Annotated in this window: 20 protein-coding genes; 12 read left to right on the plus strand and 8 right to left on the minus strand. The window is 69.7% G+C overall.

What is annotated here, in order from left to right:
* Window positions 1–59: 59 nt before the first annotated feature.
* A complete protein-coding gene (locus tag MPPM_RS15890; protein WP_173807999.1) occupies window positions 60–473 on the minus strand; it encodes a hypothetical protein in 414 nt (137 codons plus the stop codon).
* A 167-nt stretch (window positions 474–640) separates the two neighbouring features.
* On the opposite strand from MPPM_RS15890, the gene MPPM_RS15895 reads away from it, so the two are divergent.
* Window positions 641–1,897: a D-alanyl-D-alanine carboxypeptidase family protein gene (locus tag MPPM_RS15895; RefSeq protein ID WP_173807919.1), complete on the plus strand. Its 1,257-nt coding sequence runs from the start codon at window positions 641–643 to the stop codon at window positions 1,895–1,897.
* 246 nt (window positions 1,898–2,143) lie between these two features.
* On the opposite strand, the gene MPPM_RS15900 is transcribed toward MPPM_RS15895, so the two are convergent.
* On the minus strand, window positions 2,144–4,060 hold the full coding sequence (locus MPPM_RS15900; protein ID WP_096485874.1) for an AsmA family protein: 1,917 nt from the start codon (window positions 4,058–4,060) through the stop codon (window positions 2,144–2,146).
* Window positions 4,061–4,428: 368 nt separating this feature from the next.
* Between MPPM_RS15900 and MPPM_RS15905 the strand changes: the two genes are divergently transcribed.
* From MPPM_RS15905 to MPPM_RS15925, 5 genes are all read left to right on the plus strand, one after another.
* Window positions 4,429–5,166 (plus strand): CoA transferase subunit A, encoded by a 738-nt coding sequence (locus MPPM_RS15905; RefSeq protein ID WP_096485875.1) that lies wholly within the window; start codon window positions 4,429–4,431, stop codon window positions 5,164–5,166.
* Window positions 5,167–5,189: 23 nt separating this feature from the next.
* Window positions 5,190–5,849 carry a 3-oxoacid CoA-transferase subunit B gene (locus MPPM_RS15910; RefSeq protein ID WP_096485876.1) on the plus strand — a complete coding sequence of 220 codons (660 nt, stop codon included), beginning with the start codon at window positions 5,190–5,192 and terminating at the stop codon, window positions 5,847–5,849.
* Window positions 5,850–6,024: 175 nt separating this feature from the next.
* Window positions 6,025–6,432, plus strand: coding sequence for a hypothetical protein (locus MPPM_RS15915; protein ID WP_096485877.1), 408 nt, complete (start codon window positions 6,025–6,027; stop codon window positions 6,430–6,432).
* A 111-nt stretch (window positions 6,433–6,543) separates the two neighbouring features.
* Entirely contained in the window at window positions 6,544–6,909 is a 366-nt protein-coding gene (locus tag MPPM_RS15920) for a hypothetical protein (RefSeq protein WP_096485878.1), read from the plus strand.
* Between the two features lie 39 nt (window positions 6,910–6,948).
* The gene (locus MPPM_RS15925; RefSeq protein WP_096485879.1) at window positions 6,949–9,300 is read left to right on the plus strand and encodes a TonB-dependent receptor family protein; all 2,352 of its coding nucleotides are present in this window, start codon (window positions 6,949–6,951) and stop codon (window positions 9,298–9,300) included.
* A 36-nt stretch (window positions 9,301–9,336) separates the two neighbouring features.
* Here MPPM_RS15925 and MPPM_RS15930 read toward each other — a convergent pair whose 3' ends face one another.
* Both MPPM_RS15930 and guaA read right to left on the minus strand, forming a co-directional pair.
* Window positions 9,337–10,284: a DUF6925 family protein gene (locus MPPM_RS15930; protein WP_096485880.1), complete on the minus strand. Its 948-nt coding sequence runs from the start codon at window positions 10,282–10,284 to the stop codon at window positions 9,337–9,339.
* A 31-nt stretch (window positions 10,285–10,315) separates the two neighbouring features.
* Window positions 10,316–11,881: a glutamine-hydrolyzing GMP synthase gene (gene guaA / locus MPPM_RS15935; protein ID WP_096485881.1), complete on the minus strand. Its 1,566-nt coding sequence runs from the start codon at window positions 11,879–11,881 to the stop codon at window positions 10,316–10,318.
* Window positions 11,882–12,050: 169 nt separating this feature from the next.
* Here guaA and MPPM_RS15940 point away from each other — a divergent pair, with 169 nt between their 5' ends.
* Entirely contained in the window at window positions 12,051–12,278 is a 228-nt protein-coding gene (locus tag MPPM_RS15940) for a hypothetical protein (protein ID WP_096485882.1), read from the plus strand.
* A 54-nt stretch (window positions 12,279–12,332) separates the two neighbouring features.
* Here the strand turns inward: MPPM_RS15940 and MPPM_RS15945 are convergent, their stop codons facing one another.
* Window positions 12,333–13,361 carry an alpha/beta hydrolase gene (locus tag MPPM_RS15945; protein WP_096485883.1) on the minus strand — a complete coding sequence of 343 codons (1,029 nt, stop codon included), beginning with the start codon at window positions 13,359–13,361 and terminating at the stop codon, window positions 12,333–12,335.
* Between the two features lie 135 nt (window positions 13,362–13,496).
* Entirely contained in the window at window positions 13,497–14,789 is a 1,293-nt protein-coding gene (locus MPPM_RS15950) for an RsmB/NOP family class I SAM-dependent RNA methyltransferase (protein WP_096485884.1), read from the minus strand.
* Between the two features lie 154 nt (window positions 14,790–14,943).
* Here MPPM_RS15950 and MPPM_RS15955 point away from each other — a divergent pair, with 154 nt between their 5' ends.
* On the plus strand, window positions 14,944–15,132 hold the full coding sequence (locus MPPM_RS15955; protein ID WP_096485885.1) for a hypothetical protein: 189 nt from the start codon (window positions 14,944–14,946) through the stop codon (window positions 15,130–15,132).
* A 22-nt stretch (window positions 15,133–15,154) separates the two neighbouring features.
* Here MPPM_RS15955 and panE read toward each other — a convergent pair whose 3' ends face one another.
* Window positions 15,155–16,093 (minus strand): 2-dehydropantoate 2-reductase, encoded by a 939-nt coding sequence (gene panE, locus MPPM_RS15960; RefSeq protein WP_096485886.1) that lies wholly within the window; start codon window positions 16,091–16,093, stop codon window positions 15,155–15,157.
* A gap of 210 nt (window positions 16,094–16,303) precedes the next feature.
* Between panE and MPPM_RS15965 the strand changes: the two genes are divergently transcribed.
* Together MPPM_RS15965 and MPPM_RS15970 are read left to right on the plus strand one after the other, a co-directional pair.
* Window positions 16,304–17,209, plus strand: a complete 906-nt coding sequence (locus MPPM_RS15965) for a hypothetical protein (protein ID WP_096485887.1) — start codon at window positions 16,304–16,306, stop codon at window positions 17,207–17,209.
* 335 nt (window positions 17,210–17,544) lie between these two features.
* Window positions 17,545–18,390: a hypothetical protein gene (locus MPPM_RS15970; protein ID WP_096485888.1), complete on the plus strand. Its 846-nt coding sequence runs from the start codon at window positions 17,545–17,547 to the stop codon at window positions 18,388–18,390.
* Window positions 18,391–18,945: 555 nt separating this feature from the next.
* Here MPPM_RS15970 and guaB read toward each other — a convergent pair.
* The gene (guaB, locus tag MPPM_RS15975) at window positions 18,946–20,439 is read right to left on the minus strand and encodes an IMP dehydrogenase (protein ID WP_017486192.1); all 1,494 of its coding nucleotides are present in this window, start codon (window positions 20,437–20,439) and stop codon (window positions 18,946–18,948) included.
* Window positions 20,440–20,703: 264 nt separating this feature from the next.
* On the opposite strand from guaB, the gene MPPM_RS15980 reads away from it, so the two are divergent.
* Together MPPM_RS15980 and murG are read left to right on the plus strand one after the other, a co-directional pair.
* Window positions 20,704–21,870, plus strand: a complete 1,167-nt coding sequence (locus MPPM_RS15980) for an FtsW/RodA/SpoVE family cell cycle protein (protein ID WP_096485889.1) — start codon at window positions 20,704–20,706, stop codon at window positions 21,868–21,870.
* Between the two features lie 115 nt (window positions 21,871–21,985).
* Entirely contained in the window at window positions 21,986–23,098 is a 1,113-nt protein-coding gene (murG, locus tag MPPM_RS15985) for an undecaprenyldiphospho-muramoylpentapeptide beta-N-acetylglucosaminyltransferase (RefSeq protein ID WP_096485890.1), read from the plus strand.
* Window positions 23,099–23,150 lie beyond the last annotated feature (52 nt).

A 23,150-nucleotide genomic window follows, 5' to 3' on the forward strand; every position in this document is an offset into this window, starting at 1 on the left:
GACGACGTGAGGCCCCTTGTCCCCACGCGTTTGCATGGAAGCGCGAAAACTTCGCCCGTTCACGCGGTCCGACGAGGGCTGCGCGGGCTTCGGACCTTCCGCTGCGCCTGCCGCTGCGCCTGCGCGCGTGCGAGCAGCCAATCGAGAATGCCGGTTTCAATGCGCGTACCGGAGGCGGGTTCGGTCAGCCGCCGGATGCGGTCGGCGCGCAGGCCGCGATAGAGACCGTGCGCCCGGTCGGTCCCGCCGAGCAACGTGCGGCCTGGCCCAAGCTTGAGCTCGCGCGCATCGAGGGTGCGGGTCGTCCAGGCGCCGCGGGCATCCTCGTAGACCACCTCGAACGTTCCCTCGAGGGGCAACGTCCGCCACGCGTCCCGGGCCTCGCCGACGGGGGGCGCAGCCGGCGCAGGAGAGGCCGGTCGCCGGCCCCGGACGCGGGACGTCCTTTCGGGGTGAAAATCTCGATATTCCATGGACTTGATATGGGATTTGACCTTGTTTTCCACAAGCGCGCACGCCGATCATCGGTGCCGTCATGACGCGGTGCGAAAACGAACTTTGCCTTCGAAATCGGATTGTATCCGGGCTAAGGTCACGCTTGGCGGGGACGGGCGGAAGCGGGTTCGCGGGAGAGGCGAAAATGGGTGAGATTCGGTTCCGAGCGGCGCGCTGGGCGCTCGCGGGGATGCTGGCTGCGGTCTTCAGCGCCTGCCTTCCTCCGGCGCCCGCGCGCGCCCAGAGCTTCCAGACCGCGGCCCTCCACGCGATCCTGATCGACGCCGAATCCGGCTCGGTGCTGTTCGAGAAGGCAGCCGACGAGCCGTTCTCTCCGGCCAGCATGGCCAAGCTGATGACGGCGGAGCTCGTGTTCCGCGCCATCAAGGAGGGACGCCTCTCGATGGACACCGAATTCACGGTGACCGAGGACGCGTGGCGCCGCGGCGGGGCAGGGGGCGGCGGCTCGTCGATGTTCGCGCAGGTAAACAGCCGCATCAAGCTGTCCGACCTCCTGCGCGGCCTGATCGTGCAGTCGGGCAACGACGCGGCGATCACCATCGCCGAGAACATGGCCGGCACCGAGGAAGCCTTCGCCGGGATGATGAACCAGCGCGCGAAGGAGATCGGACTGACGCGCTCGACCTTCCGCAACGCGACCGGCTACTCGGCACCCGACCAGAAGGTGACCGCCCGCGACATGGCGCGGATCGCGCAGTACCTCATCGATACCTATCCCGAATTCTACAAGATCTACTCCGAGCGCGAATTCACCTGGAACAAGATCAAGCAGCAGAACCGCAACCCGCTCCTGACCCTCGACATCGGCGCCGACGGCCTCAAGACCGGCTATCTCGAAGAATCTGGCTACGCGCTCACGGGTTCGGCGGTTCAGAACGGCCAGCGGCTGATCATGGTCGTGTCGGGCCTGAAGACCGCCCGCGACCGCGCGGCGGAAGCCCGCAAGATGATGGAATGGGGCTTCCGCGCGTTCGAGCCGCGGCAGGTCTTCGCGGCGAACGAGACGGTGGCGGATCTTTCCGTGTTCGGCGGCGAGAAGGGGTCGGTTCCGGTGGTCGCCAAGAAGCCGGTGCGCCTGCTGCTTCCCCGCGGCACGTCCGACCGCGTGACGGCCAAGGTCGTCTATCAGGGACCGCTCGTCGCGCCGGTCGAGCAGGGTCGCGAGGTCGGCCGGCTGCGCGTCACCCGCGGCGACGCCGTCGCGCTCGAACAGCCGCTCTATGCCGGCGAAACAGTCGAGGCCGGAACGCTGTCGCAGCGGGCGCTCGACGCGGCGCTGGAGGTCGGCACCGATCTCGTCCGCCGCGCCTTTGAAAAGGCCAAGGGCGGCAATGGTTCGAGCGGAACCTCCGCGACCGGCGCGGTGAACGGCAACTCCTGACGCTGTTCCAAGGGCAGCGGGTCAGGTTCCATCCGTCCGAGCAATACGGCGAGCTGCTCGCTCCTCGGAGCGGATCGCCGGGCAAGCGCCTGGGCGCCAAGCCCGAATCCACCATTCCGAAGCGATCGACCGGACCCGGCATAGCCGGTCGATCCAATTCCACCGATCAGCCTGAAGATGCGCCGCGGCGGGCTTCGAGGCTCGGGGATCGCCGAGACACCGGAACCCGTTCGGCCCGGGGTGCCGTCACGGCCCCGCGGAGGCGTTCGCCGGTGCGTAGGCGCGAATACCGAGCGGCAGGTCCGCTCCCGGGCGCCGGACGAGATCGGGGGTGGCGCGCCGGGATGCATCATCGCCTCCCGCATGGCCTCCCGCATGCGGGTCCGCACTCGCACGGACGCTGACCGCATTCCAGGGGCCGGCGATCTCGAACAGCGTGGCCGCGGGCGGCGCTCCGTCGGGGGCGGCATTCGACCGCGGCTGGATCTCGGCTCGAGCCTGAAAGCGGCGGTCGGCCAGGGCGATCCGCCCGTTCAGGGAGGCCCCGAGAGTCCGGGAGGCGAGGCGACCCTCGACGATCTCACCGACGCCGTCGGCGAACAGCAGCGTCACGGCGGCGCGCTCGAACGGCGTGCGGCCGTTGCGCCGCGCCAGCGCACCCGGCGCCACTGTCCCTCCGCGATGGATCACATCGGCGAGGTCGAGCCCGGACAGGGCGCCGTCCTCGCTCTCCAGGGCGACCCGGCCCGAAACGGATCGCGCCAGCGCCCCGGCGTCATGGCCGGCGGCTTCCAGGGCGAGGCTCCCCCGCGTTGCGCCGAGCATCCAGCGGGATTGCCCGAGATCGTCCAGCAGGGCGCCGAGATCGAGCCGGTCGAAGCTGCCCTGGGCCTTGACGCGGGTCAGTGCCGCGTCGCCCTCGTCGGCCGCGAAGGAGATCCGTCCCTTGACGATGCCGCCACGCAGGCTGGCCCGTCCGAGGGAGGCCTCGACACCGCCCTCGCGGACGAGAACGCTGGAGGCGAGGTCCGTCAGCTGGACCGGGCCGATCCGGGCGTTGCCGGCCGAGATCCTCAGATCGAGATCGCCCCCGGTGAAGGGCCGTAGATCGAGAGATTGCGTGGGCCCCGCCGCGTCGTCCGAATGGTCGAAGCCCGTCAGCCGCATAACGCCGGCGAACAGCGGGGAGAGGTTCAGGTTCTCGGCCGCCAGCGTGGCTTGCACGACGGTGCGCCCCGTGCCGAAGGTGGCCGAGCCGGCCCCCTCGAGGGTGTTGCCGTCGCTGCGGACGGTGACGGTGGGAAACTGGACCTGGCCCGAGCCGCCCTCGAAGCTGCCCTCCACCGAGAAGTCTTGGACGAAAGGTGACAGGGCAAGGCCGCCGCCGGTGAGCGCGAGCGTCTGGTGGAGGGAGCGGGTCTGAAGGCTGCCGGTACCGGACGCCCGCAGACCGTCGCGCACACTGCCCCTGCCCTCGGCGTTCAAAGAGCCGGTCGGCCACGTCACGGCAACGGAGAACGGGCTCTCCCCCCCGGACAGCAGCGTGTAAGGGCGCAGACCCGCGAGCGTGATCCGGGTGCTGCCGTCGCTCCAGCGAAACCCTCCGGTCATAGCGAGGCTCTCGCTCCAGGCCGGCCAGGAGATCGTGAGATCGACGTCGCGAGCGGTCCGCAGCGTGCCGTCCCGCGGATCGGGGCCCGTGACCGAGCAGCGCGCGAGGATGATCCGACGCGGCCGGTCCCCGTCTTCGCCGGCGATGCTGTGGGTCAGACGGTCGGTCGCACCGGACCATCGGGTGTCGCGCGCGTTCTGCGGCAGCATCACCTCGGCGCCGTCGAGGGTCAGGGAGTCGACCTCGACCCGTCCCAGGAGCAGCGCAGCGGGGCCGAGTTGAAGCGAGAGGTTACCGCCGGACGCCAGAACCGGCCCGGCCGCATCACCCTCGTTGAGGCGGATATCCCGGAACACGATCCGCGGCAGGGGAAGCAGCACCACCTCGGTGCGCCCCCGGGCCGCGAGGGTCACGCCCCAGCTCTGCTGCAGAGCACGGCTCACGAAGCGGGCCACGTTGGGCGCCTCGATCGACCACGGCAGGCAGGCGGCCACCAGCGCCGTGGCGAGAAGCCCGAGTCCGAGGGCGGAAAGGGTGCGGCGCAGCGACATTGCACTCCGTGGACGGGCGATGCGGATCGGATCTGGCCGGACCGCGTCAGCCTGACGAGCCGTGCGATCCGACTGCTTAGCCGGTTCCGGTCCTTGTGTCTTGCAACCGAAGGGCGACCGACCCGCATTGCGGTGGATGGCGCGGATCGCATCCTGTGGAGAGGGATCGAACGCGGACCCTCCAAAGCGACGGGCGGTTACGGCGAAGGATTTTTGCATCGCGCACAAATGCGTCGGCGGTTTGACGAAGACGGTCCTGCGTTGCACACCCAATCGCCATCGATCGGGACTGCGGCCGACAACCGAATCATAAGGCCCGAAGCTTGGCCACGCCCGCTACGGCGGAAGACGAGGAAGGGACGCTGTCGATGAAGAAGGTCTACCCGGATCCGAAGGCGGCGCTCGCCGGCCTCCTGCGCGACGGTATGACGATCATGGCCGGCGGCTTCGGCCTGTGCGGCATTCCGGACGAGCTGATCGACGCGATCCAGGCCTCGGGCGTCAAGGATCTGACCGTCATCTCCAACAATGCCGGCATCGACGGCGTGGGACTGGGCAAGCTGCTCGACACCCGTCAGGTCAAGAAGATGATCTCGTCCTACGTCGGCGAGAACAAGGAATTCGCCCGCCAGTATCTCGGCGGCGAGCTCGAGATCGAGTTCAACCCGCAGGGCACGCTGGCCGAGCGCATCCGCGCCGGGGGCGCCGGCATCCCGGCCTTCTTCACCAAGACCGGCGTCGGCACCAAGGTCGCCGAGGGCAAGGAGGTGCGCGAGTTCGACGGCGAGAGCTACGTGATGGAACGCGGGCTGTTCGCGGATCTCGCCATCGTCCACGCCTGGAAGGGCGATACCGAGGGCAATCTCGTCTACCGGAAGACCGCGCGGAACTTCAATCCGATGATGGCCACCGCGGCGGAGGTGACCGTCGCCCAGGTCGAGCATCTCATCGAGCCCGGCGAGATCGACCCCGACCACATCCACACGCCGGGCATCTTCATCGGCCGCATCATCCATGTGCCGGCGCGCGAGAAGCGGATCGAGCAGCGCACCGTGCGCAAGCGCAAGGAGCCGGAAGCGGCGGCGGCCGGCGGCGGCCAGATCTGAGCAGGGCAGGGGAGAACGAGAAGATGGCCTGGACCCGTGAACAGATGGCGGAACGCGCTGCGCAGGAGCTGGAGGACGGCTTCTACGTGAATCTCGGCATCGGCATTCCGACCCTGGTGTCGAACTACATCCCCGAGGGCATGTCGGTTCAGCTGCAATCCGAGAACGGCATGCTCGGCATGGGGCCGTTTCCCTACGAGGGCGAGGAGGATCCCGACCTCATCAATGCCGGCAAGCAGACCATCACAGCGCTGCCGACCACGAGCTACTTCTCCTCGGCCGATTCCTTCGGGATGATCCGCGGCGGCCACATCGACCTGTCGATCCTCGGCGCGATGCAGGTGGCGCAGAACGGCGACCTCGCCAACTGGATGATCCCCGGCAAGATGGTGAAGGGGATGGGCGGAGCGATGGATCTCGTCGCCGGCGTCAAGAAGGTCGTCGTGGTGATGGAGCACGTCGCCAAGGGCAAGGACGGCTCCGAGAGCCCGAAACTGCTGAAGGCCTGCGACCTGCCGCTCACCGGCACGCAGGTGGTCGACATGGTGATCACCGATCTCGGCGTCTTCACCATCGACAAGAAGGGCGATGGCGGGATGACCCTGGTCGAGCTCGCCGACGGCGTCACCGAGGACGAGATCCGCGCCAAGACCGAAGGCGAGTTCAAGGTCGCGCTGCGCTGAGGCGCGGAGCCCGAACCGAGGGAGGCGGCCCGTTTCGGGACGCCTTCCGCCCGCCGCGGGCGGGCATGGCTAAGCAGGCATTAATCGGGATCGTCGAAAGCTTCGCATCGGCCGGGACGGCGCCGTGAGAGCGCACCGGTCGGGGAGCTTTTCGCGATACGAAGGTGCTGTGTGTATGCGTAGCGTTCCGGGAACGGACAACGTCATCCCCTTCCGCCGGCCGGCCGCCGCGCGGCAGGGAGCCATCGCCACCGAGTTCGGAGCCGTCGAGGCACCGCGGAGCCGCTCGCGGGCCGACCAGCGCAGCCTGATGGACGCGGTCTACGCGACGGGCAGCCTGCGGGTGCCGGCGGGCGACCGCGAAACCAAGCTGATCGCCTCGCGCCTCCAGGTCTACGGCTTTCTGACCATCGAGGAGATGGGCGAGGACGGCTCGCTGCGTCGCCTGCGCCCATCCGAAGCGATCCGCGCCCGCTCCGAGCGGCCGTGGCGCCTGTCGAAGGCCGGTTACGGAACAGGCCTCGCGGTGACGATCCCCTCCGTGGACGACTTCCTGTTCGAACCCGCGGGCCTGCCGGCCTGACCTCCTCGCTTGTGACCGGTGGCCGGCTGTCCACCGGTCCCGGGCGCCGTCGCGGACTCGCGGGCGCCGCCGCGTTGACCGGGCGCGCCAACGCCTCCTAGAAGCGTGGCCATGCGTGAGCGCCCGCACCGATCCGTGTCCGGCCGTGCGATCATCGGGATGATCGCGCTCTACGCGCTCGTGTTCCAGGCTTTCCTGACGGTCCTCGCGCCCGCCGAGCCTCGCATCGATGGCCTCCTGTGCGCCGAGCACGCCGTGACCGGCGAGCCCGCCGGGGACGAGAGCCAGGCCTGCGGTCATCGCGCCTGCTGCATACAGGTCCAGGCCGCGAACCTCCTGCCGCCGTCACGGGTGGCCATTTCCCTCGCCGCGTGGCCGCCGCGCGCCGCACCGCTTACCCGGCGATCCGCCGAGTCGATCCACGCCCGCGCCCCGCCCGATCAGGGCATCAGCCCGCGAGGTCCGCCCACCGTCTGAGCCGATCCCCTCGATCCCTCGGAGACGGACGTCGATTCCATGCCATCGTTCTCGTCGGGCACCGCCGGCCTCGCTGCCGCGCGCCGTGCAGCTCGGCTCCTCGCCGCAACGCCCCTCATCGTGGCCGGCCCCGCCGCGGCGCAGCGCGCAGCCGATTCCGTGACCCTCGAAGAACTCGCCGTCACCGGCGAGGGCGCACCGAAGGGGCAGGTGGCGGAGGGTCCCGGCACCGCCGGCCTCGGCGTTGCCGGCCCGCCGGGCGCGGCCCCCCTCGTCATCGAGCGTCCGGTCGGTCAGGTCGTCACCGCGGTGGGCCGCGAGGGAACCATCGCCAACCGCCCCGCCACCTCCATCGGCACGGTGCTGCTCGACAGTCCCGGCGTCACGCTGCGCCAGGGCAATGGCGGCCGCGACGTGGTGATCTCGATCCGCGGCAACAACGCCCGCGCCACCGGCGTGACCCGCAACATGGTGGTGCTGGAGGACGGCTTCCCCGTCACCCAGCCCGACGGCGCCTCCCGCTTCGATCTGGTCGATCCTCGCGCCTATGCGCGCATCGACGTGTTCCGCGGGCCGCAATCGGCCTTGTTCGGCAACTACGCCACCGGCGGGGCGCTGGCCTTCCGCACCCGTACCGGACGGGAGATCGACGGCTACGAGATCGGCGTCGATGCCGGCAGCTTCGGCTATCTCAGCCACTTCTTCACCGTCGGCGGCGTGAGCGGCCCGTTCGAGATCAGCCTGTTCGCCAGCGACGTGCGGGCCAACGGCTACCAGAACAACAGCTCCTACGACACGCAGACGGTCAACCTGCTGGCGAGCCACACGCCGACCCCCGACAACCGCTTCACCCTCAAGGTCATCAACAACGAGGTCACGGCCAACGTCCCGGCCCGCGCCTCGCTCGACCAGTTCGGCATCAATCCCTACCAGCGCGGCTGCGGCGCGGCGGCGACGGCAGCCCCCGGCTGCACCACCTTCGGCCTGTTTGCGAACGGCGCCTTCGGCCCGCGCGTGCCGGTGACGGCGACGGAGGGCGCGTTCCGCCGCAACGACCGACGCACGATCATCGCCGGGCGCTGGGAGCACGACATCGACGCCCAGACCACGTGGCGGCTGCAGGTCGGCTTCGACGAGCGCAACTACAATCAACCGTTCTACACCACCGCCGGCCGGGGCAGCCTGCCCTCGTACTTCGTGCAGACCGATCTGACCCGGCGCGGCGAGCTGTTCGGCCTGCCGTCCGTCGGCTACGTCGCGCTCGCCTACAGTGCGGTGGACATCACCGCCTCGGCCTTCAACCGGGCGCCCTATGGGGGAGCCCGCCTCGGCGCGCTCATCGGACTTCAGGACGCGGTGCAATCGAATCTCGGGGGACGGGCCCGACTCGAAGTCGAACTCGCGCCGCAATGGACGGCGGTCGCCGGACTGAGCGCCGAGGACTCGAGCATCACCGGGCGCAATCGCACCTTCGCGACGAACGCCCTCGGCACGACATCGACCCTGGCCACGGCCGACCGCCGCTTCCTCAACGTCGCGCCGGAACTCGCCCTGGTCTACCGGCCGGACCCGGATTGGGCGCTACGCGGACGCGTGGCCACGGGCTACGCCACGCCCTCCTTCTCGAGCCTGTTCGTGAACGCGACCGGACTTCCGGGCAACAACGCCGACCTGAAGACGCAGGAAAATCTCGGATTCGATCTCGGCATCGACGCCATCCCCTTCGAGGGTCTGCGGCTCAGCGTCACAGGCTTCTACGAGTTCTTCCACAACGAGTTCGTCACGCAGTCACCGGGCGCGGGCCTGCTGAACTACACCTTCAACGCGCCGGCCTCCGAGCATCGCGGCATCGAGGTCGGGGCGGAATGGACCTTCGCTCCGGGATGGCGGGGCGTGCTGGCCTATACCTACGATGATCAGGTCTACACCGACTACGTCGAGCAGATCAGCGCCGGCAGCCTCACCGCGCGCTTCGACCGGACGGGCCACCGCATCCCCGGCGTGCCTGCCCATCAGATCCTCGCGCGGGTCGGCTACGACGTGCCGGCCGGGACGCTCGCCGGGCTCGGCGGCTTCGCCGAAATGGTGGCGCAGGATGGCTACTTCGTCGACAACGCCAATCTCCTGAAGGCGCCGGGCTTCGCGATTCTCAACCTCAACATCCACTATTCGGCCGCGCTGGCGAACGGATATGCGCGGCGCATCGATCTCTACGGCGAGCTGCGCAACGTCCTCGATGCGGCCTATGTCGGCTCGGCCAACCCGCTGGCCAACACGATCAATGCCGCGACGGGTGCGCAGAACGGCCGTGCCGTGCTGGCCGGCACCACGGGCTCGATCTTCGCGGGCGCACCGCGGACCTTCGTGGCGGGAATGAGGCTGTCGTTCTGAGAGAGGCAGGGGCAGGCTTCGCACCTGCCAGCGATGTCACGCATCCGCCGCGGGCAATGGATCGAGGCCGGTGGAGTACTCCGCCCGGCTTCCAAGCAGTTGCGCCTGAAGCGCCGCGACCCGCAGGGCCGATCGGGCGTGCCTGGGCGAGACGGGCCGGGAAGGCGCCATTCCCCGTTTGACGGCCAGCAGTTCCGGGTCGCCCCAGCGTTCAAGCAGGGCCTGGAAGGACGCGTGACGGGCCGGATCGAACGCGATCCGGCGACCCGTGGCGTCCTTGTAGGGGTGGGGCGGGTGAAGCCCACCGCAGGGCACGAAGCCGTCGGGGATCGGAGCCGTCGCCGCATGGGTACGCCCGGCCCGCAGGAGCTGCGGCAGAACGCGGGTGCACGGTCCTTCCGGGCTCATCTCGCCCGGGCCGGGGATCGGCGCGTAGACCTCGATCCGCCCGATCCGCGCACGGAACACACGGTGCGGGCACATCGCCACGAGCCGGGGACCGATCGGGTTGTCCGCCGCGAAGAGGGGCTTTCCGGCGCCCGCGCGCAGGCAGGCGATGACCTCCGGGTCATGCGCGCGCAAGCAGGCGTCGGCGGCGCGCAATCCGAGCCCGAGATCGAACAGGATCGCCGCGCGATCCTCCGCGCGGGCCGCCTCCCGGTCGGGGCCGAGTTCGGTCACGGTCGTCCGTCCGCCCATGGCGCAGGCGGAGGCCGGCAAGCAGAGCGCCACGGCGTGATTGTAGCCGCCGGAAAAGCCGGTCTCGTAGGCGACGGGCCTGAGATCGGCGGTTGGTGTCAGGGCAATCGCACCGCGTGCGGTGGCGAACCCCAGGCGCGCGTCGGGCAGGGGGCGCACCGCCTCCCCCGGCGCGCGCATGAACTCGGCCAGCGCGCCGAAGCTGCCGAGGCTCCAGGCCGTGTCGGGATCGGTCAGGGCCTCGCGCAGGAGCGCCGCGACCGCGGCTGCGCCGGCCGGCGCCATCACCCGGCCCGCAATCCTGCCCGGATGCGCCTCACTCCCACTCGATCGTGCCGGGCGGCTTCGAGGTGATGTCGTAGGTCACCCGGTTGATGCCCTTCACCTCGTTGATGATCCGCGTGGCGACGCGGCCGAGGAAGGCCATGTCGAACGGGTAGAAGTCGGCGGTCATGCCGTCGACCGAGGTGACGGCGCGGAGCGCACAGACATGGTCGTAGGTGCGCCCGTCGCCCATCACGCCGACGGTCTTGACCGGCAGGATCACCGCGAAGGCCTGCCAGATCGTGTCGTACAGGCCGGCCTGCCGGATCTCGTCGAGATAGATCGCATCGGCCTTGCGAAGGGCCTCCAGCTTCTCGCGGGTGATCATGCCGGGGCAGCGGATGGCGAGGCCGGGACCGGGGAAGGGGTGGCGGCCGACGAAGGCCTCGGGCAGGCCGAGCTCACGGCCCAGCAGCCGCACCTCGTCCTTGAACAGCTCGCGCAGGGGCTCGACGAGGCGCATGTTCATGCGCTCGGGCAGGCCGCCGACATTGTGGTGGCTCTTGATCGTCACCGATGGGCCGCCGGAGAACGAGACGCTCTCGATCACGTCCGGATAGAGCGTGCCCTGGGCGAGGAAGGCGGCGCCGCCGATCTTCTTGGCCTCGGCCTCGAACACGTCGATGAACAGGCGGCCGATCGTCTTGCGCTTGACCTCCGGGTCGTCGACGCCTTCGAGCGCGCCGATGAACAGGTCCTGCGCCTCAACGTGGACGAGGGGGATGTTGTAGTGGTCGCGGAACAGGCGGACCACCTCCTCGCCCTCGCCGAGGCGCATCAGGCCGTGATCGACGAAGACGCAGGTGAGCTGATCGCCGATCGCCTCGTGGATCAGCACCGCCGCGACCGAGGAATCGACGCCGCCAGACAGGCCGCAGATGACCTTTTCCTTGCCGACCTGCTCGCGGATCTTGGCGATCGCCTCCTCGCGGTAGGTGCCCATGGTCCAGTCGCCGGAGCAGCCGGCGATGTCGCGCACGAAGTTGCGGATCAGCAGGGCGCCGTGGGGCGTGTGGTGGACCTCCGGGTGGAACTGCACCGCATAGTAGTGGCGAGCCTCGTCGGCTACGGCGGCGAAAGGAGCGTTTCGCGAGAGCGCGATGGTGGTGAACCCGTCCGGCAGCTTGGTGACGCGGTCACCGTGGCTCATCCAGACCGGATACTTCTCGCCGACATGCCAGACGCCCTTGAACAGCGGCGAGTCGGACAGGATCTCGACCTCGGCCCGGCCGAACTCGGCATGATGACCGCCCTCGACCTCGCCGCCGAGCTGGGCGGCCATGGTCTGCTGGCCGTAGCAGATGCCGAAGACCGGCACGCCGGCTTCGAAGATCTTCTGCGGGGCGCGCGGCGAGAGATCCGTCGTCACCGATTCCGGTCCACCCGACAGGATCACGCCCTTGGGCCGATGCTCGTCGAAGGCGGCATCGGCTTTCGTGAACGGCACGATCTCGCAATAGACGCCCTCCTCACGCACACGGCGGGCGATGAGCTGCGTCACCTGGGAGCCGAAATCGACGATCAGGATCTTGTCGTGGTGGGACGTGTCGATGGTCATGCTGCCTCGGGCCTTCTGCGATACCGGTTAGACGAGGCCTCGGGACGGCGCAACGCGCGCGGTGTCGGGGGGCACATGCGGCGGCCCTCAGGTCGCGGCCGTTAATCTCACGTTCACGATTTCGGGGCGACACGGCACACCCCTCGAAACGGACAGGAGCCATCCGACCATGAGAGCTGCCCTCTTCGGAATCGCCGTCACGATCGCAGGTTTCGGCGCTGCCGCGCCGGCCCAGGCCCTTCCTCTTTCCGGTGCCGCTCCGCTCACGGACGGCCTCTTCCAGCAGGCCCAATACAGCCGCCGCGTCATCCGCGGCCCGCGCTGCAAGACCGTCGTCACCAAGCGCCGCGGCCGGTTCGGCCGGGTGGTGATCACCCGCGAGCGCCGCTGCTTCTGATCCGGGCCACCCGATCGGAGAATGCGAGCGGCCCCCGGAGACGGGGGCCGTTTTTTATGACTTCAACAGGCCGTGGCCCCGCATCCAGGCCATGAACAGGGCGGGCCATGCCGCCGCCGGGCTTCCCGGCACGCCGAGCCCGAAGCCGTGGCCGCCGCGCTCGAACAGGTGCATCTCCGCCGGCACCTGCGCCGCCCGAAGGGCCGCGTACATCAGTAGGGGATGGTCGGTGACGGCGATCCGGTCGTCGGAGGCCTGGACCATGAAGACCGGCGGCGTGCGCGCGTTGACCTGAACCTCCACCGAGTACGCCCGCCGCCGCGCGTCGGGCGGATCGTCGCCGACGAGCACCCGACGGCTCGACATGGTCCGGTCGAACGGCGCCCGCATGGTGATGATCGGATAGATCAATCCGGCGAAGGAGGGGCGGGCGCTGAGACCGTCCGCGTCGTCGAGGTCGTCGTAGAGATCCTGCTCGGCGTCGGTCGCGGTCACGCCCATCAGATGGCCGCCGGCGGAGAAGCCGAGCACGCCGACCCGGTCTGGGTCGAGGCCGTACTCTTCCGCCTTCCAGCGAATGAGGCGCATGGCGCGCTGCGCATCCTGGCGCGGCGCGTCCGGGCCGTCGCGCCATTCCTCGCTCGGAAGCCGGTAGACCAGCACGAAGGCGGTGATCCCGGCGCGCGCCAGCCATTGCCCGACCGGCAGCCCCTCGTTGCCGATGTCGATGCGCAGATAGCCGCCGCCCGCCGCGATCAGAACGCCGGCCCCGTTCGGGCGCTCGGGTCGTATGACGAGAAGGCAGGGGCGCGCCACCGCGGTGATGACGCCGGTCAGGGTTTCGTCGAACCGGTATTCCGAGCGGTACGGCCCGCCGCCGCCGGGCGGCAGGTCCGGCCAAAGGTCGATGACTTCGAGGTCCGAGCCGGGCGCGGATTTCGGCAGAGGCTGGACGACGTCGCCGGTCTGCGGACGCAACGGAAGCCGGAGGGCCGGGCGCGCGTCGGGCTGCTGCGCCCGCGCGCCGGCCCCGGCGAGAACCGTCGCCGTCCCCGCGAGGAGGGCGCGCCGGTGAAGCGTCATGGTTGCGGCCTCGCCGTCATCGAAACTCCCGCCGCGGCACCGCGCAGGAATCTCGTCCGTGACGGCAGCCCCCGCGTGTCCCGCACGCGGCTCCCCGGGACAACGGCGAAGGCGCGCGACCGATCCGGCTCCGGATCAGCTTTTGCGTGTCATCGTCGCGACATAGAAGCCGTCGGTCCCGGTCAGCGCCGGGCTCATCTGGATGCCGCGCACCGTCCGGCGGACCTTGGCATCGAGGCCGGGGACGGAGGCGAGATCGGTCGCGACCGCCTCGATCGCGCCGCCTCCACGGCGGAGCAGGCCCTCCACGGCGGCGTCGTTCTCCTCGGGCAGGAGGGAGCAGGTGACGTAGACGAGGTGTCCGCCGGGCCGCAGGAGACGGGCCGCGCGGTCGAGCACCTCGGCCTGTTCGGCGATCCGGCCGGCGAGACTGCCCGGCCGCAGCCGCCACTTGGCGTCGGGGTTTCGGCGCCATGTGCCCGTGCCCGTGCAGGGCGCATCGACCAGCACTCGATCGACCGTGCCGTCGAGATCGGCCAGAACGTCGGCGCGCGCCTTGCCGGTGCGCGGGGTGCGCACCTCGACCTGCGCGCCTGAGCGGCGCAGGCGCTCGTGGATCGGGGCGAGCCGGCGCGGATCGGCATCGGTGGCGATGAGCCGCGCGGCATTGCCGGTGATCGCGGCGAGCGCCAGCGACTTGCCGCCTCCGCCAGCGCAGAGATCGACGATCGTCTCGCCCGGCTTCGCCGCCGCGAGCAGGCTGGCGATCTGGGAACCCTCGTCCTGGATCTCGAACCCGCCCTCCAGAAAGAGGGGATCGACGTGCAGCGCGGGCCCGCGTCCATCTTCGCCTAGGGGGATGCGCAGCCCGAGCGGCGAGAGCGGCGTCGCCTCGGGCGAGAGATCCGCGAGCGCCTCGAGCGCGGCGTCGCGACTCAGCTTCAGGCTGTTGGCGCGGATGTCGAGCGGCGCCCGCCGCCCGAGCGCCCGCAATTCGGGCAGCAGCGCGTCACCGAACAGGTCCGTCAACGACGGCAGCACGAAGGCCGGCGCATCGCCGGCGACCTCGGGCGGGGCCTCGGCGAGGCTTCCCTCCGCCAGCCGCTTCCGCTCGTCCTCGGTCAGGGGAGGGGGGGCGAAGCGCGCGCCGTCGAACAGCGAGGCGATGCTCGGCTCGGCCAGCCCGCGCTGCAGGCGCAGCATGCCGATGAGGATGGCGCGGCCGGTCTCCCCGCCCATGATCCAGGTGGCGGAGGCCCGGCGGCGCAACCCATCATAGACGAGGCTCGCGATCGCGGCGCGGTCGCCGGAGCCGGCGAAGCGGTGGGCGAGGCCCCAATCCTTGAGGGCGTCGGCGGCGGGGCGGCGGCGCCCGGCGATGTCGTCCAGGATCTCGATGGCGGCGGAGAGTCGGGCGGAGGGGGTCAGGATCGGCTCCGGAAACGTTTCGTTAAACTTGCCACCGTGCGGCCACGCTTGGACCTGCGGCCCGACACGTTACGGCCGAGCTTCCGGCTCTTTGGCCGTCCAGAACGGCACGATGGCCCCGTCCGTCAAGGACATGTGAGGAAAGGACCCTCGGATGCCGTCCCTGAAGCCGATTCTGAACCCGGTCGTCTGCGCCGGCCTGCTTGCACTCACGCTCGCCGCCTGTTCCACCGCCCCGGCGGCGCCCGCCCTCGATCCGGTGCCGCCGCCGGCGCCCCGCCCCGACGCCAAGACGCAGCTCGAATACGGCAACCCGCCGCCGCTGCGTTCCGGCCGCTACTGAGACGGCGGGTCAGCGGGGCGGCTCAGGCCGCCTCGCGGGCACGCCGGTGCTCGTAGGCCTTGAGGTGCGTCAGCACGCGTTCGAGTGCCGGCGTCTCCACGCCCCGGGCTCGCCCGCGCTCGATCAGGTCGCCGATGATGTGATCGGCTTCGATGCGGGCACCCCCTTCGATGTCGCGCAGCATCGAGGCGGTCATCGCCGAGCCCTCCGCCGTCAGCATCTTGCGGGCCCCGGCGAAGACCTTCTCACGGGCGGCGTTGCCGTTGGCGCCGGCCACCGCCTGGCATTCGTCGTGCAGCGCCTCGATGAAGGCCCGGCCGCCGGGCGCCGCGACGATGTCGCCGAGTGCCGCCCGCATCAGGGTCGTCGATCCGGCCAGCGTCGCGAGGAAGACCCACTTCTCCCACATCTCCAGAAGAATCCTGTCGCTGGCGCGCGGCTGGAACCGCACGCCCTCCATCTGCGCCTCGATGCGCCCGATCCGCTCGGAGCGCGTGCCGTCGCGCTCACCGTAGGTCAGGCTGTGCAGGTCGGTCATCTGCCGGATCGCGCCGTCCCCGGTCAGCGTCGCGACGATGGCGCAGCTGCCTCCCAGCACCTTGTCGGCGCCGAAGGCCCGGTCCAGCACATCGAGATGGCGCAGGCCGTTGAGGATCGGCAGCACCGCCGTGCCGGCTCCGACGGCGGGCGCGACATCCGCCACCGCCGCATCGAGGTCGTAGGCCTTGGCGGAGAGGAGAACGAGGTCGAACGGACCGGCGCCGGCGAGCCGGTCGGCCGTCACCGTCTGCGGGCTCGCGATGTGCAGATCGCCCACCGGGCTGAGCACCCGCAGGCCGTTCGTCGCCAGCCGCTCGGCACGCGCCGGGCGCACGAGGAAGGTCACGTCCCGCCCGACTTCCGCGAGCCGCGCCCCGAAATAGCCGCCGGTCGCGCCGGCCCCGACCACGAGAATCCGCATCGTCCTTCCCCTTTCGCTGGCCTCCCACATACAGCGAAGCCCGGCGCCCCGCACCCCGCCGGCTTAGCGATCCGGTCATCAGCTTTCGCGATGGACCGACGGGCGCACTGAACAGAACTGGAGTCGCGATCGCGCTGCGGTTAAGCTTGTCTCACCAGACGGCCCCTGCATTCCGCACCGGCGATTGCTGGCTTTCAGCGGATTTCGTCCATGCGCACCCGATCGATCCTGGCCGTTCTGGCCGCGGGCTGTCTTCCCTTGTTCGGCTCACAGGCTGCGTCGGCGGTCGAACGCCAGCCCTTCGAAGTCGTGAAGGGTTGGGAAGTCGAGCGGACGGTCGGCGATACCAGCGCCAATCCCTGTCTGATGACGCATGCCTACGAGGACAAGGACGACAACAACGCCGCCAATGCGGTGGTCTTCGCCCTGCAGGGCTCCTCCGTCGCACTCGTGCTGGTCTATCAGGGCTGGGATTTCGAGAAGGAGGAGTCGATCAAGGTTCCGCTCTTCCTCGACAAGAAGCCGATCAAGGTGAAGACGACCTGGATCGGCGACGGGAAGACCCTGCGCACCCAATTGCCCGACAGCGTCGTGCCGGACCTGCTCGCAGCCAAAACGGTGATTCTGCGCTTCGAGGACAGCGATGCGGATTTCAAGATCCCGGATTTCGCGGCCGGCTATGAATCCCTGAGGCGCTGCGATGCCACGCCGGCCGCCGTCGCCGGACCGCGGCCGACCCCGCCCGGCAGCCCCGCGCTCCAGGCCACGCCGACCCAGCCCTCCGCGCCGTCTCAGCAGCGCATCGCCGCCTACGTGATCGGCCTGTCGGTGCAGCGCGTGCTGAGGGAATGCGACGTGCCCTCGACCGGCAAGCAGCGCGCTGCCGTGGATACGAAAATGGCCGCGCTTCAGCCCGAGATGGCGCCGCTCGACGCGCAATTGCGCAACGAACTGAAGCGCAACGGTGAGTCCTGCCCGGTGGCGGACGACCAGGCGGGATTCCAGGACGTCCTGCGCAAGTTCATCGAGCTGAGCCCGGAAGACCTCGTCACCGCCCTGGAAAAGAATTCCGGGCCGCGAAAGGCGCCGGAAGGGGCGACCGGATCGCAGCTCTGACGCGTTCCGATCCGGCACCCGCTGGTTCGAAGCGGACATCGGATCGGCGCGTCCGCGCGGCGCCTTGGCGAAGCCTCGTTCCACCGGCCCGAAGCAATCCCGGATCGGACGCAAGGCTTCGCGCGCCCGAACTCTCGGCCAGGACCACCCCGCGGGACGTCCGATCCGCGGGGCAAGGGGAATTCTTCTCTCCTCGCTACCTCGCAGAACCCTGTGAGGGATGCTGTCTTCGTGGCTGGTTGCGCCGGCCCGCTGCGGCTAGGCTTCGTCAGCCGGCTGGCCATCCCGCATTCCGCGGGCAGCACGGACCGGCTGCCCCCCCGCGGAGATGTCGCGTGCGCCTCTCACCCGTCACGGCAGCGATGCTGGCGACGCTCCTCGGCGGCCCCCTCGCGGCCGCAGACCGTGCGCCGTTCGAGACCGTCGGCGGTTGGACGGTCGAGCGCCGCACGGGCGCGGCGGCTGCGCCCGCCTGCCGGATGACCCGAACCGAGAAGGACGCACAGGGTGAGATCGCCGGCTTGGTGATCGTCTCCCTCGACCGGGGCGGCCTCACCCTGGCGGTCGCCGACCGGAACTGGGATTTTCCGGCGGGCGCGCGATTTTCCGTGCCGTTGCTCCTCGACGGAAGACCGGCCGCGACAACGCTGATCTGGACCGGTGACGGACAGATCCTACGCACGGCGCTGCCGGAGACGATCGTGCCGGACCTGCTCGGCGCGCGGGCGCTGGCTCTTCGCTTCGCCGACGGCGACATGCCGCTCGCTGTCCCCGATCTCGCGGCGGCCGTCGCCGCCCTGCGGCTCTGCGCAGCAGGGCCGTCGAGCGAGCCGAGCGTGGCGGCGGAGCCCCCGCTTCCGCCGCGGGCGCGCATGGCGGCCTACACGGTGGGGCTGGCTCTGCAGGGCGTGTTGAGGACGTGCGGTGCGGGTGCGACCGATGCGCAGCGTGAAGCGGTCGAAGCGAAGATGGCCGCGCTCCGCCCTGAGATGGCGCCCTACGAGGCGGCGATGCGGGCGCAGGTCACGAGGTCCCGCGGCTTCACCTGCCCGACCGCCGACAAGGAGGCGGAATTTCAAGAAGCGCTGCGCAGGTTCATCACACTTAGCCCGGACGAGTTCGCGAGCGCGATCGACCGTCAAGCGGAGGCCGCACCCGGCGCGCCGGTGACGAAGCCGTAGCCGATCGGGAACATGCCGACCGTTGCGGTATCCACTCGATCCGAATGGGGACCGTAGCGGCAAGCCGGCGCTGCGCTCGAGCGGAGGCCGGATCCGTCAGCTTGAGAGGCGCGAAATCGGCGTGACGGCCGCCGCGCGGCTTGATTCAAATCATTGAGCGCCAGCGCTCATCGGTGGAAAGCTTCCTTGGCGTTGGGCGAGATCATCGACATGTCATAGAGCGACTGTGACAGATCTTCACCAGACGCGTTCCTCCCGATACTTGTTCTCCGCAGCCCCCCAGGGCGCGGAGATTTTTTCAAATGCGAGCGAGATTTTTCTAGGATAAAATTGATAATCACTAAGTTCTGGAAATCAATATTCGTCTACGCTTGTCGCCTCGCGGAGGCCGACGATGCGGTACCCCTCAACGGTCTTGGCCACGGTGCGTGAGCGCGCCGTTAACGCCACGCTCTGCGTGCTGATCCTTCTGGAATGCCTGATCCTGCTGGGCAGTATGATCTGGCTCTGACGCCGATCCCGCGAGGCTCCCCAGGGAGGAGCCTCGCGGCCGCCTCAGGCCCGGCTCGGGTAGTTCGGGCTCTCGCGGGTGATCGTCACGTCGTGGACGTGGCTCTCGCGCAGGCCCGCATTGGTGATGCGCACGAACTGCGCCCGCTCCTGGAACTCCGGCACGGTCGCCGCGCCGACATAGCCCATCGCCGCCCGCAGGCCACCGGCGAGCTGGTGCAGCACCGCCGCGACCGGGCCCTTGTAGGGCACCTGCCCCTCAATGCCCTCCGGGACGAGTTTGTGGGTGTCGCTGACCTCGGCCTGGAAGTAGCGGTCGGCGGAGCCGCGGGCCATGGCGCCGACCGAGCCCATGCCGCGGTAGCTCTTGTACGAGCGGCCTTGATACAGAAAGACCTCGCCCGGCGCTTCGTCGGTGCCCGCCAGAAGCGAGCCGAGCATCGCCACGGAGGCGCCCGCGGCGATCGCCTTGGCGAGATCGCCCGAGAACTTGATGCCGCCGTCGGCGATCACCGGCACGTCGGCGCCTTGCGCCGCCTCGACCGCCTCCATCAGCGCCGTGAGCTGCGGGACGCCGACACCCGCGACGATGCGGGTCGTGCAGATCGAGCCCGGGCCAATGCCGACCTTGATCGCATCGGCGCCGGCGTCGATCAGGGCGCGGGCGCCTTCCGCCGTGGCGACGTTGCCGGCGATGATCTGCACGGCGTTGGAGAGCTGCTTCACCCGCGCGACGCTGTCGAGCACCTTGCGGGAATGACCGTGGGCGGTGTCGACCACGATCACGTCGCAGCCGGCATCGATCAGACGCTCGGCCCGCTCGAAACCGGAATCACCCGTGGTCGTCGCGGCCGCGACCCGCAGCCGGCCCTGCTCGTCCTTCACGGCGCTCGGGTAGGCGACCTGCTTCTCGATGTCCTTGACCGTGATCAGGCCGATGCAGCGGTAATGGTCGTCGACGACGAGCAGCTTCTCGATGCGGAACTGATGCAGCAGCCGCTTGGCCTCGTCCTGCGTCACGCCCTCGCGCACGGTAATGAGCCGGTCGCGGGTCATCAGCTCGGCCACCGGCTGGCCGATATTGGTGGCGAAGCGCACGTCGCGGTTCGTCAGGATGCCGACGAGCTTGCCGCGGGAGCCGTTGGGACCGCGCTCGACCACCGGGATGCCGGAGATCCGATTCTTCTTCATCACCTCGAAGGCGTCGGCCAGCGTCTCGTCGGGGTGGATGGTGATCGGGTTGAGCACCATGCCCGATTCGTACTTCTTGACGAGGCGGACCTGCTCGGCCTGCTCGGCCGGCTCGAGGTTGCGGTGGATCACGCCGAGACCGCCATTCTGCGCCATGGCGATCGCCATCGGCGCCTCGGTGACGGTGTCCATCGCCGACGCGATGATCGGCAGGTTGAGCCGGATCGTGCGGGTGAGACGGGTCGCGACGTCGACCTCGGTGGGCATCACCGAGGAGGCGGCGGGGCGCAGCAGCACGTCGTCGAAGGTGAGGCCCTCGATGATCGTGTCAGCGCTGATACGGGCCATGGAAACCAACTCCGGAGACGGGTGTTGCGCCGGGCCGGAAACGTCCGGCCAGCGGGATCGGGTTGGCAGGGGCCAGTATCATGGGTGCACGAGGCACGCAAAGCCGCAGCCATCCTTTGCCGTGCATGGCTGACGGGCGGTCGGAGCGACTCGACGCAGTTCTGATCCGTCGCGGCAACCCCCCATTAACCCTTACGTTCCACGATCACGGCGGACCGCCCGCGTCCTGTCGCGGGACCGGCCGGCTGGAGACGAGCCCTCGCCATGATGTCGCGCGCCGAACGCAGTCCCCTCGCGGATTGGTGGTGGACGGTCGATCGCGGCCTCCTCGCGGGCCTCGGCTGCCTGATGGTGGCCGGCCTCGTCTTCCTGATGGGCGGCGGTCCGCCGGTGGCCGAGCGCATCGGCCTGCCGACCTTCTACTTTCTGAACCGTCAGGCGATGTACCTCGCCCCGACGATCCTGCTCATCATCGCCGTCTCGTTCCTCTCGGTGCGCCATATCCGGCGCTTCGCGCTGGTGACGTGGATGCTCGGCGTGGTGCTCTGCATCCTCGCCGGCAAGTTCGGCCCCGAGATCAAGGGCGCGCACCGCTGGATCCAGTTCGGATCCTTCGGCCTCCAGCCGTCGGAATTCGTGAAGCCCGCCTTCGTCGTCGTCACCGCCTGGGCCTTCTCGGAAGGCGCCAACCGACGCGACATGCCCGGCGTCACCCTCGCCTTCCTGCTCCTGCCGCTCACCATCGTGCCGCTGATCCTCCAGCCCGATTTCGGCCAGACCATGCTGATCACGATGGTGTGGTGCACCCTGTTCTTCGTCGCCGGCCTGCACTGGTTCTGGGTGGCGGGCCTCGGCTTTGCCGGCATGATCGGCGTGTTCACCGCCTACACCTTCCTTCACCACGTCCGCGAGCGCATCAATCGCTTCATGGACCCGGAATCGGGCGACAGCTTCCAGGAGGTCTGGTCGAGGGAATCGTTCAATTCCGGCGGCTGGTTCGGCACCGGCCCCGGCGAGGGCGTGGCCAAGCGCCACCTGCCCGACGCGCATACCGACTTCATCTTCTCGGTGACCGGCGAGGAATTCGGCGTGCTGGTCTGCCTGGGCCTCGTCGCGCTCTTCGCCTACATCGTCATCCGCGGGCTGAAGCTCGCGCGCCGCACCGACGATACCTTCACGAGGCTCGCCATCACCGGTCTGACCACGCTCTTCGGCCTCCAGGCCTGCATCAACATGGCGGTGAACACGCAGCTCATGCCGGCCAAGGGCATGACCCTGCCATTCGTCTCCTATGGCGGCTCCTCGCTGATCTCGCTGGCACTGGGAATGGGCTTCCTCGTGGCGCTCACCCGCAAGCGTCCGCGCACCACCACGGTCAACCAGCGTCCGCCGGGCACCATGCCCTCGGCCGTTCCGGGACTGATGCAGTGATCCCGGCGGCAATCATCATGGAATCCGTCTGCCGGATGCCACCGGCCGGCGCGAATGCGCGCCGCCGCCCCTGCGGCGGACCGTCCTCGAGGCGACAGCATCGAGGACAACCGTCATGACCGTTTTCACGCCCCTCGTTCTCGTCTGTGCCGGCGGCACCGGCGGCCACCTATTCCCGGCCCAGAGCCTCGCCTACGCCCTGAAGGCGCGCGGCATCCGCGTGGCGCTCGCCACCGATGCCCGCGTCGACTCGATCGCCGGCGACTTCCCGGCGGAGGAGATCGTCACCATCGCGTCCGCTACGCCGTCGGGCCGCTCGATGCTGCGCCGGGCCGGCGCCGTGGTGACGCTCGGGCGGGGGTTCGGACAGGCCGCCCGCGCGGTGCGTCGCCTGAATCCAGCCGCCGTCGTCGGCTTCGGCGGCTACCCGACCGTGCCGCCGATGCTGGCTGCGCAATTGCTCCGGGTGCCCACCATCCTGCACGAGCAGAATGCGGTGATGGGTCGGGCCAACGGCTTCCTCGCCAAGGGCGCGCGGGTCATCGCCACCGGCTTCAAGGAGGTTCGCGGCGTCCCCGAGAAGGCGACGGCGCGCCGCGTCCATACCGGCAACCCGATCCGCCCCGCGGTGCTGGCGGTGGCCGAGACGCCCTATCCGGCCCTCGACGCGGAGGCACCGCTGCGCCTCCTGGTCTTCGGCGGCAGCCAGGGCGCTCGCGTCATGAGCGAGGTCGTGCCGGCTGCGATCGAGCGGCTGCCGCAGGACCTGCGTGGCCGGCTCCACCTCGTGCAGCAGGCCCGTCCCGAGGATCTCACCGCCACGCAGAACCGCTACCTCGCCATGGGGCTCGGCGGCATCGAGGCGGCGCCCTTCTTCAAGGATCTGCCCGGCCGCATGGCCGCCGCGCACCTCGTGGTGGCGCGCTCCGGCGCCTCGACGGTCTCGGAACTCGCCGCCATCGGCCGGCCCGCTATCCTCGTTCCGCTGCCCGGCGCACTGGATCAGGATCAGGCGGCCAACGCCGCGACCCTGGCGCAGATCGGCGCCGCTCTGTCGATCCCGCAGAGCGCCTTCACCCCCGATCGGCTCGCTGCCGAGCTGGTGGACCTGTTCGAGGCGCCGCGGAAATTGACCCAGGCCGCCGCTGCGGCCAAAACCGCCCGCATCCTCGACGCGGCCGACCGCCTCGCCGCCCTCGTCGTCGAGACCGCGACCGCGACTTCATAAAGGCGGCAAGTCCGAAAGGCTTGCCGCGCCCGGCGGACGACCGCCGCCCCGC

Origin of the sequence: Methylorubrum populi (assembly GCF_002355515.1) — a bacterium.
GTDB classification, from domain to species: domain Bacteria; phylum Pseudomonadota; class Alphaproteobacteria; order Rhizobiales; family Beijerinckiaceae; genus Methylobacterium; species Methylobacterium populi_A.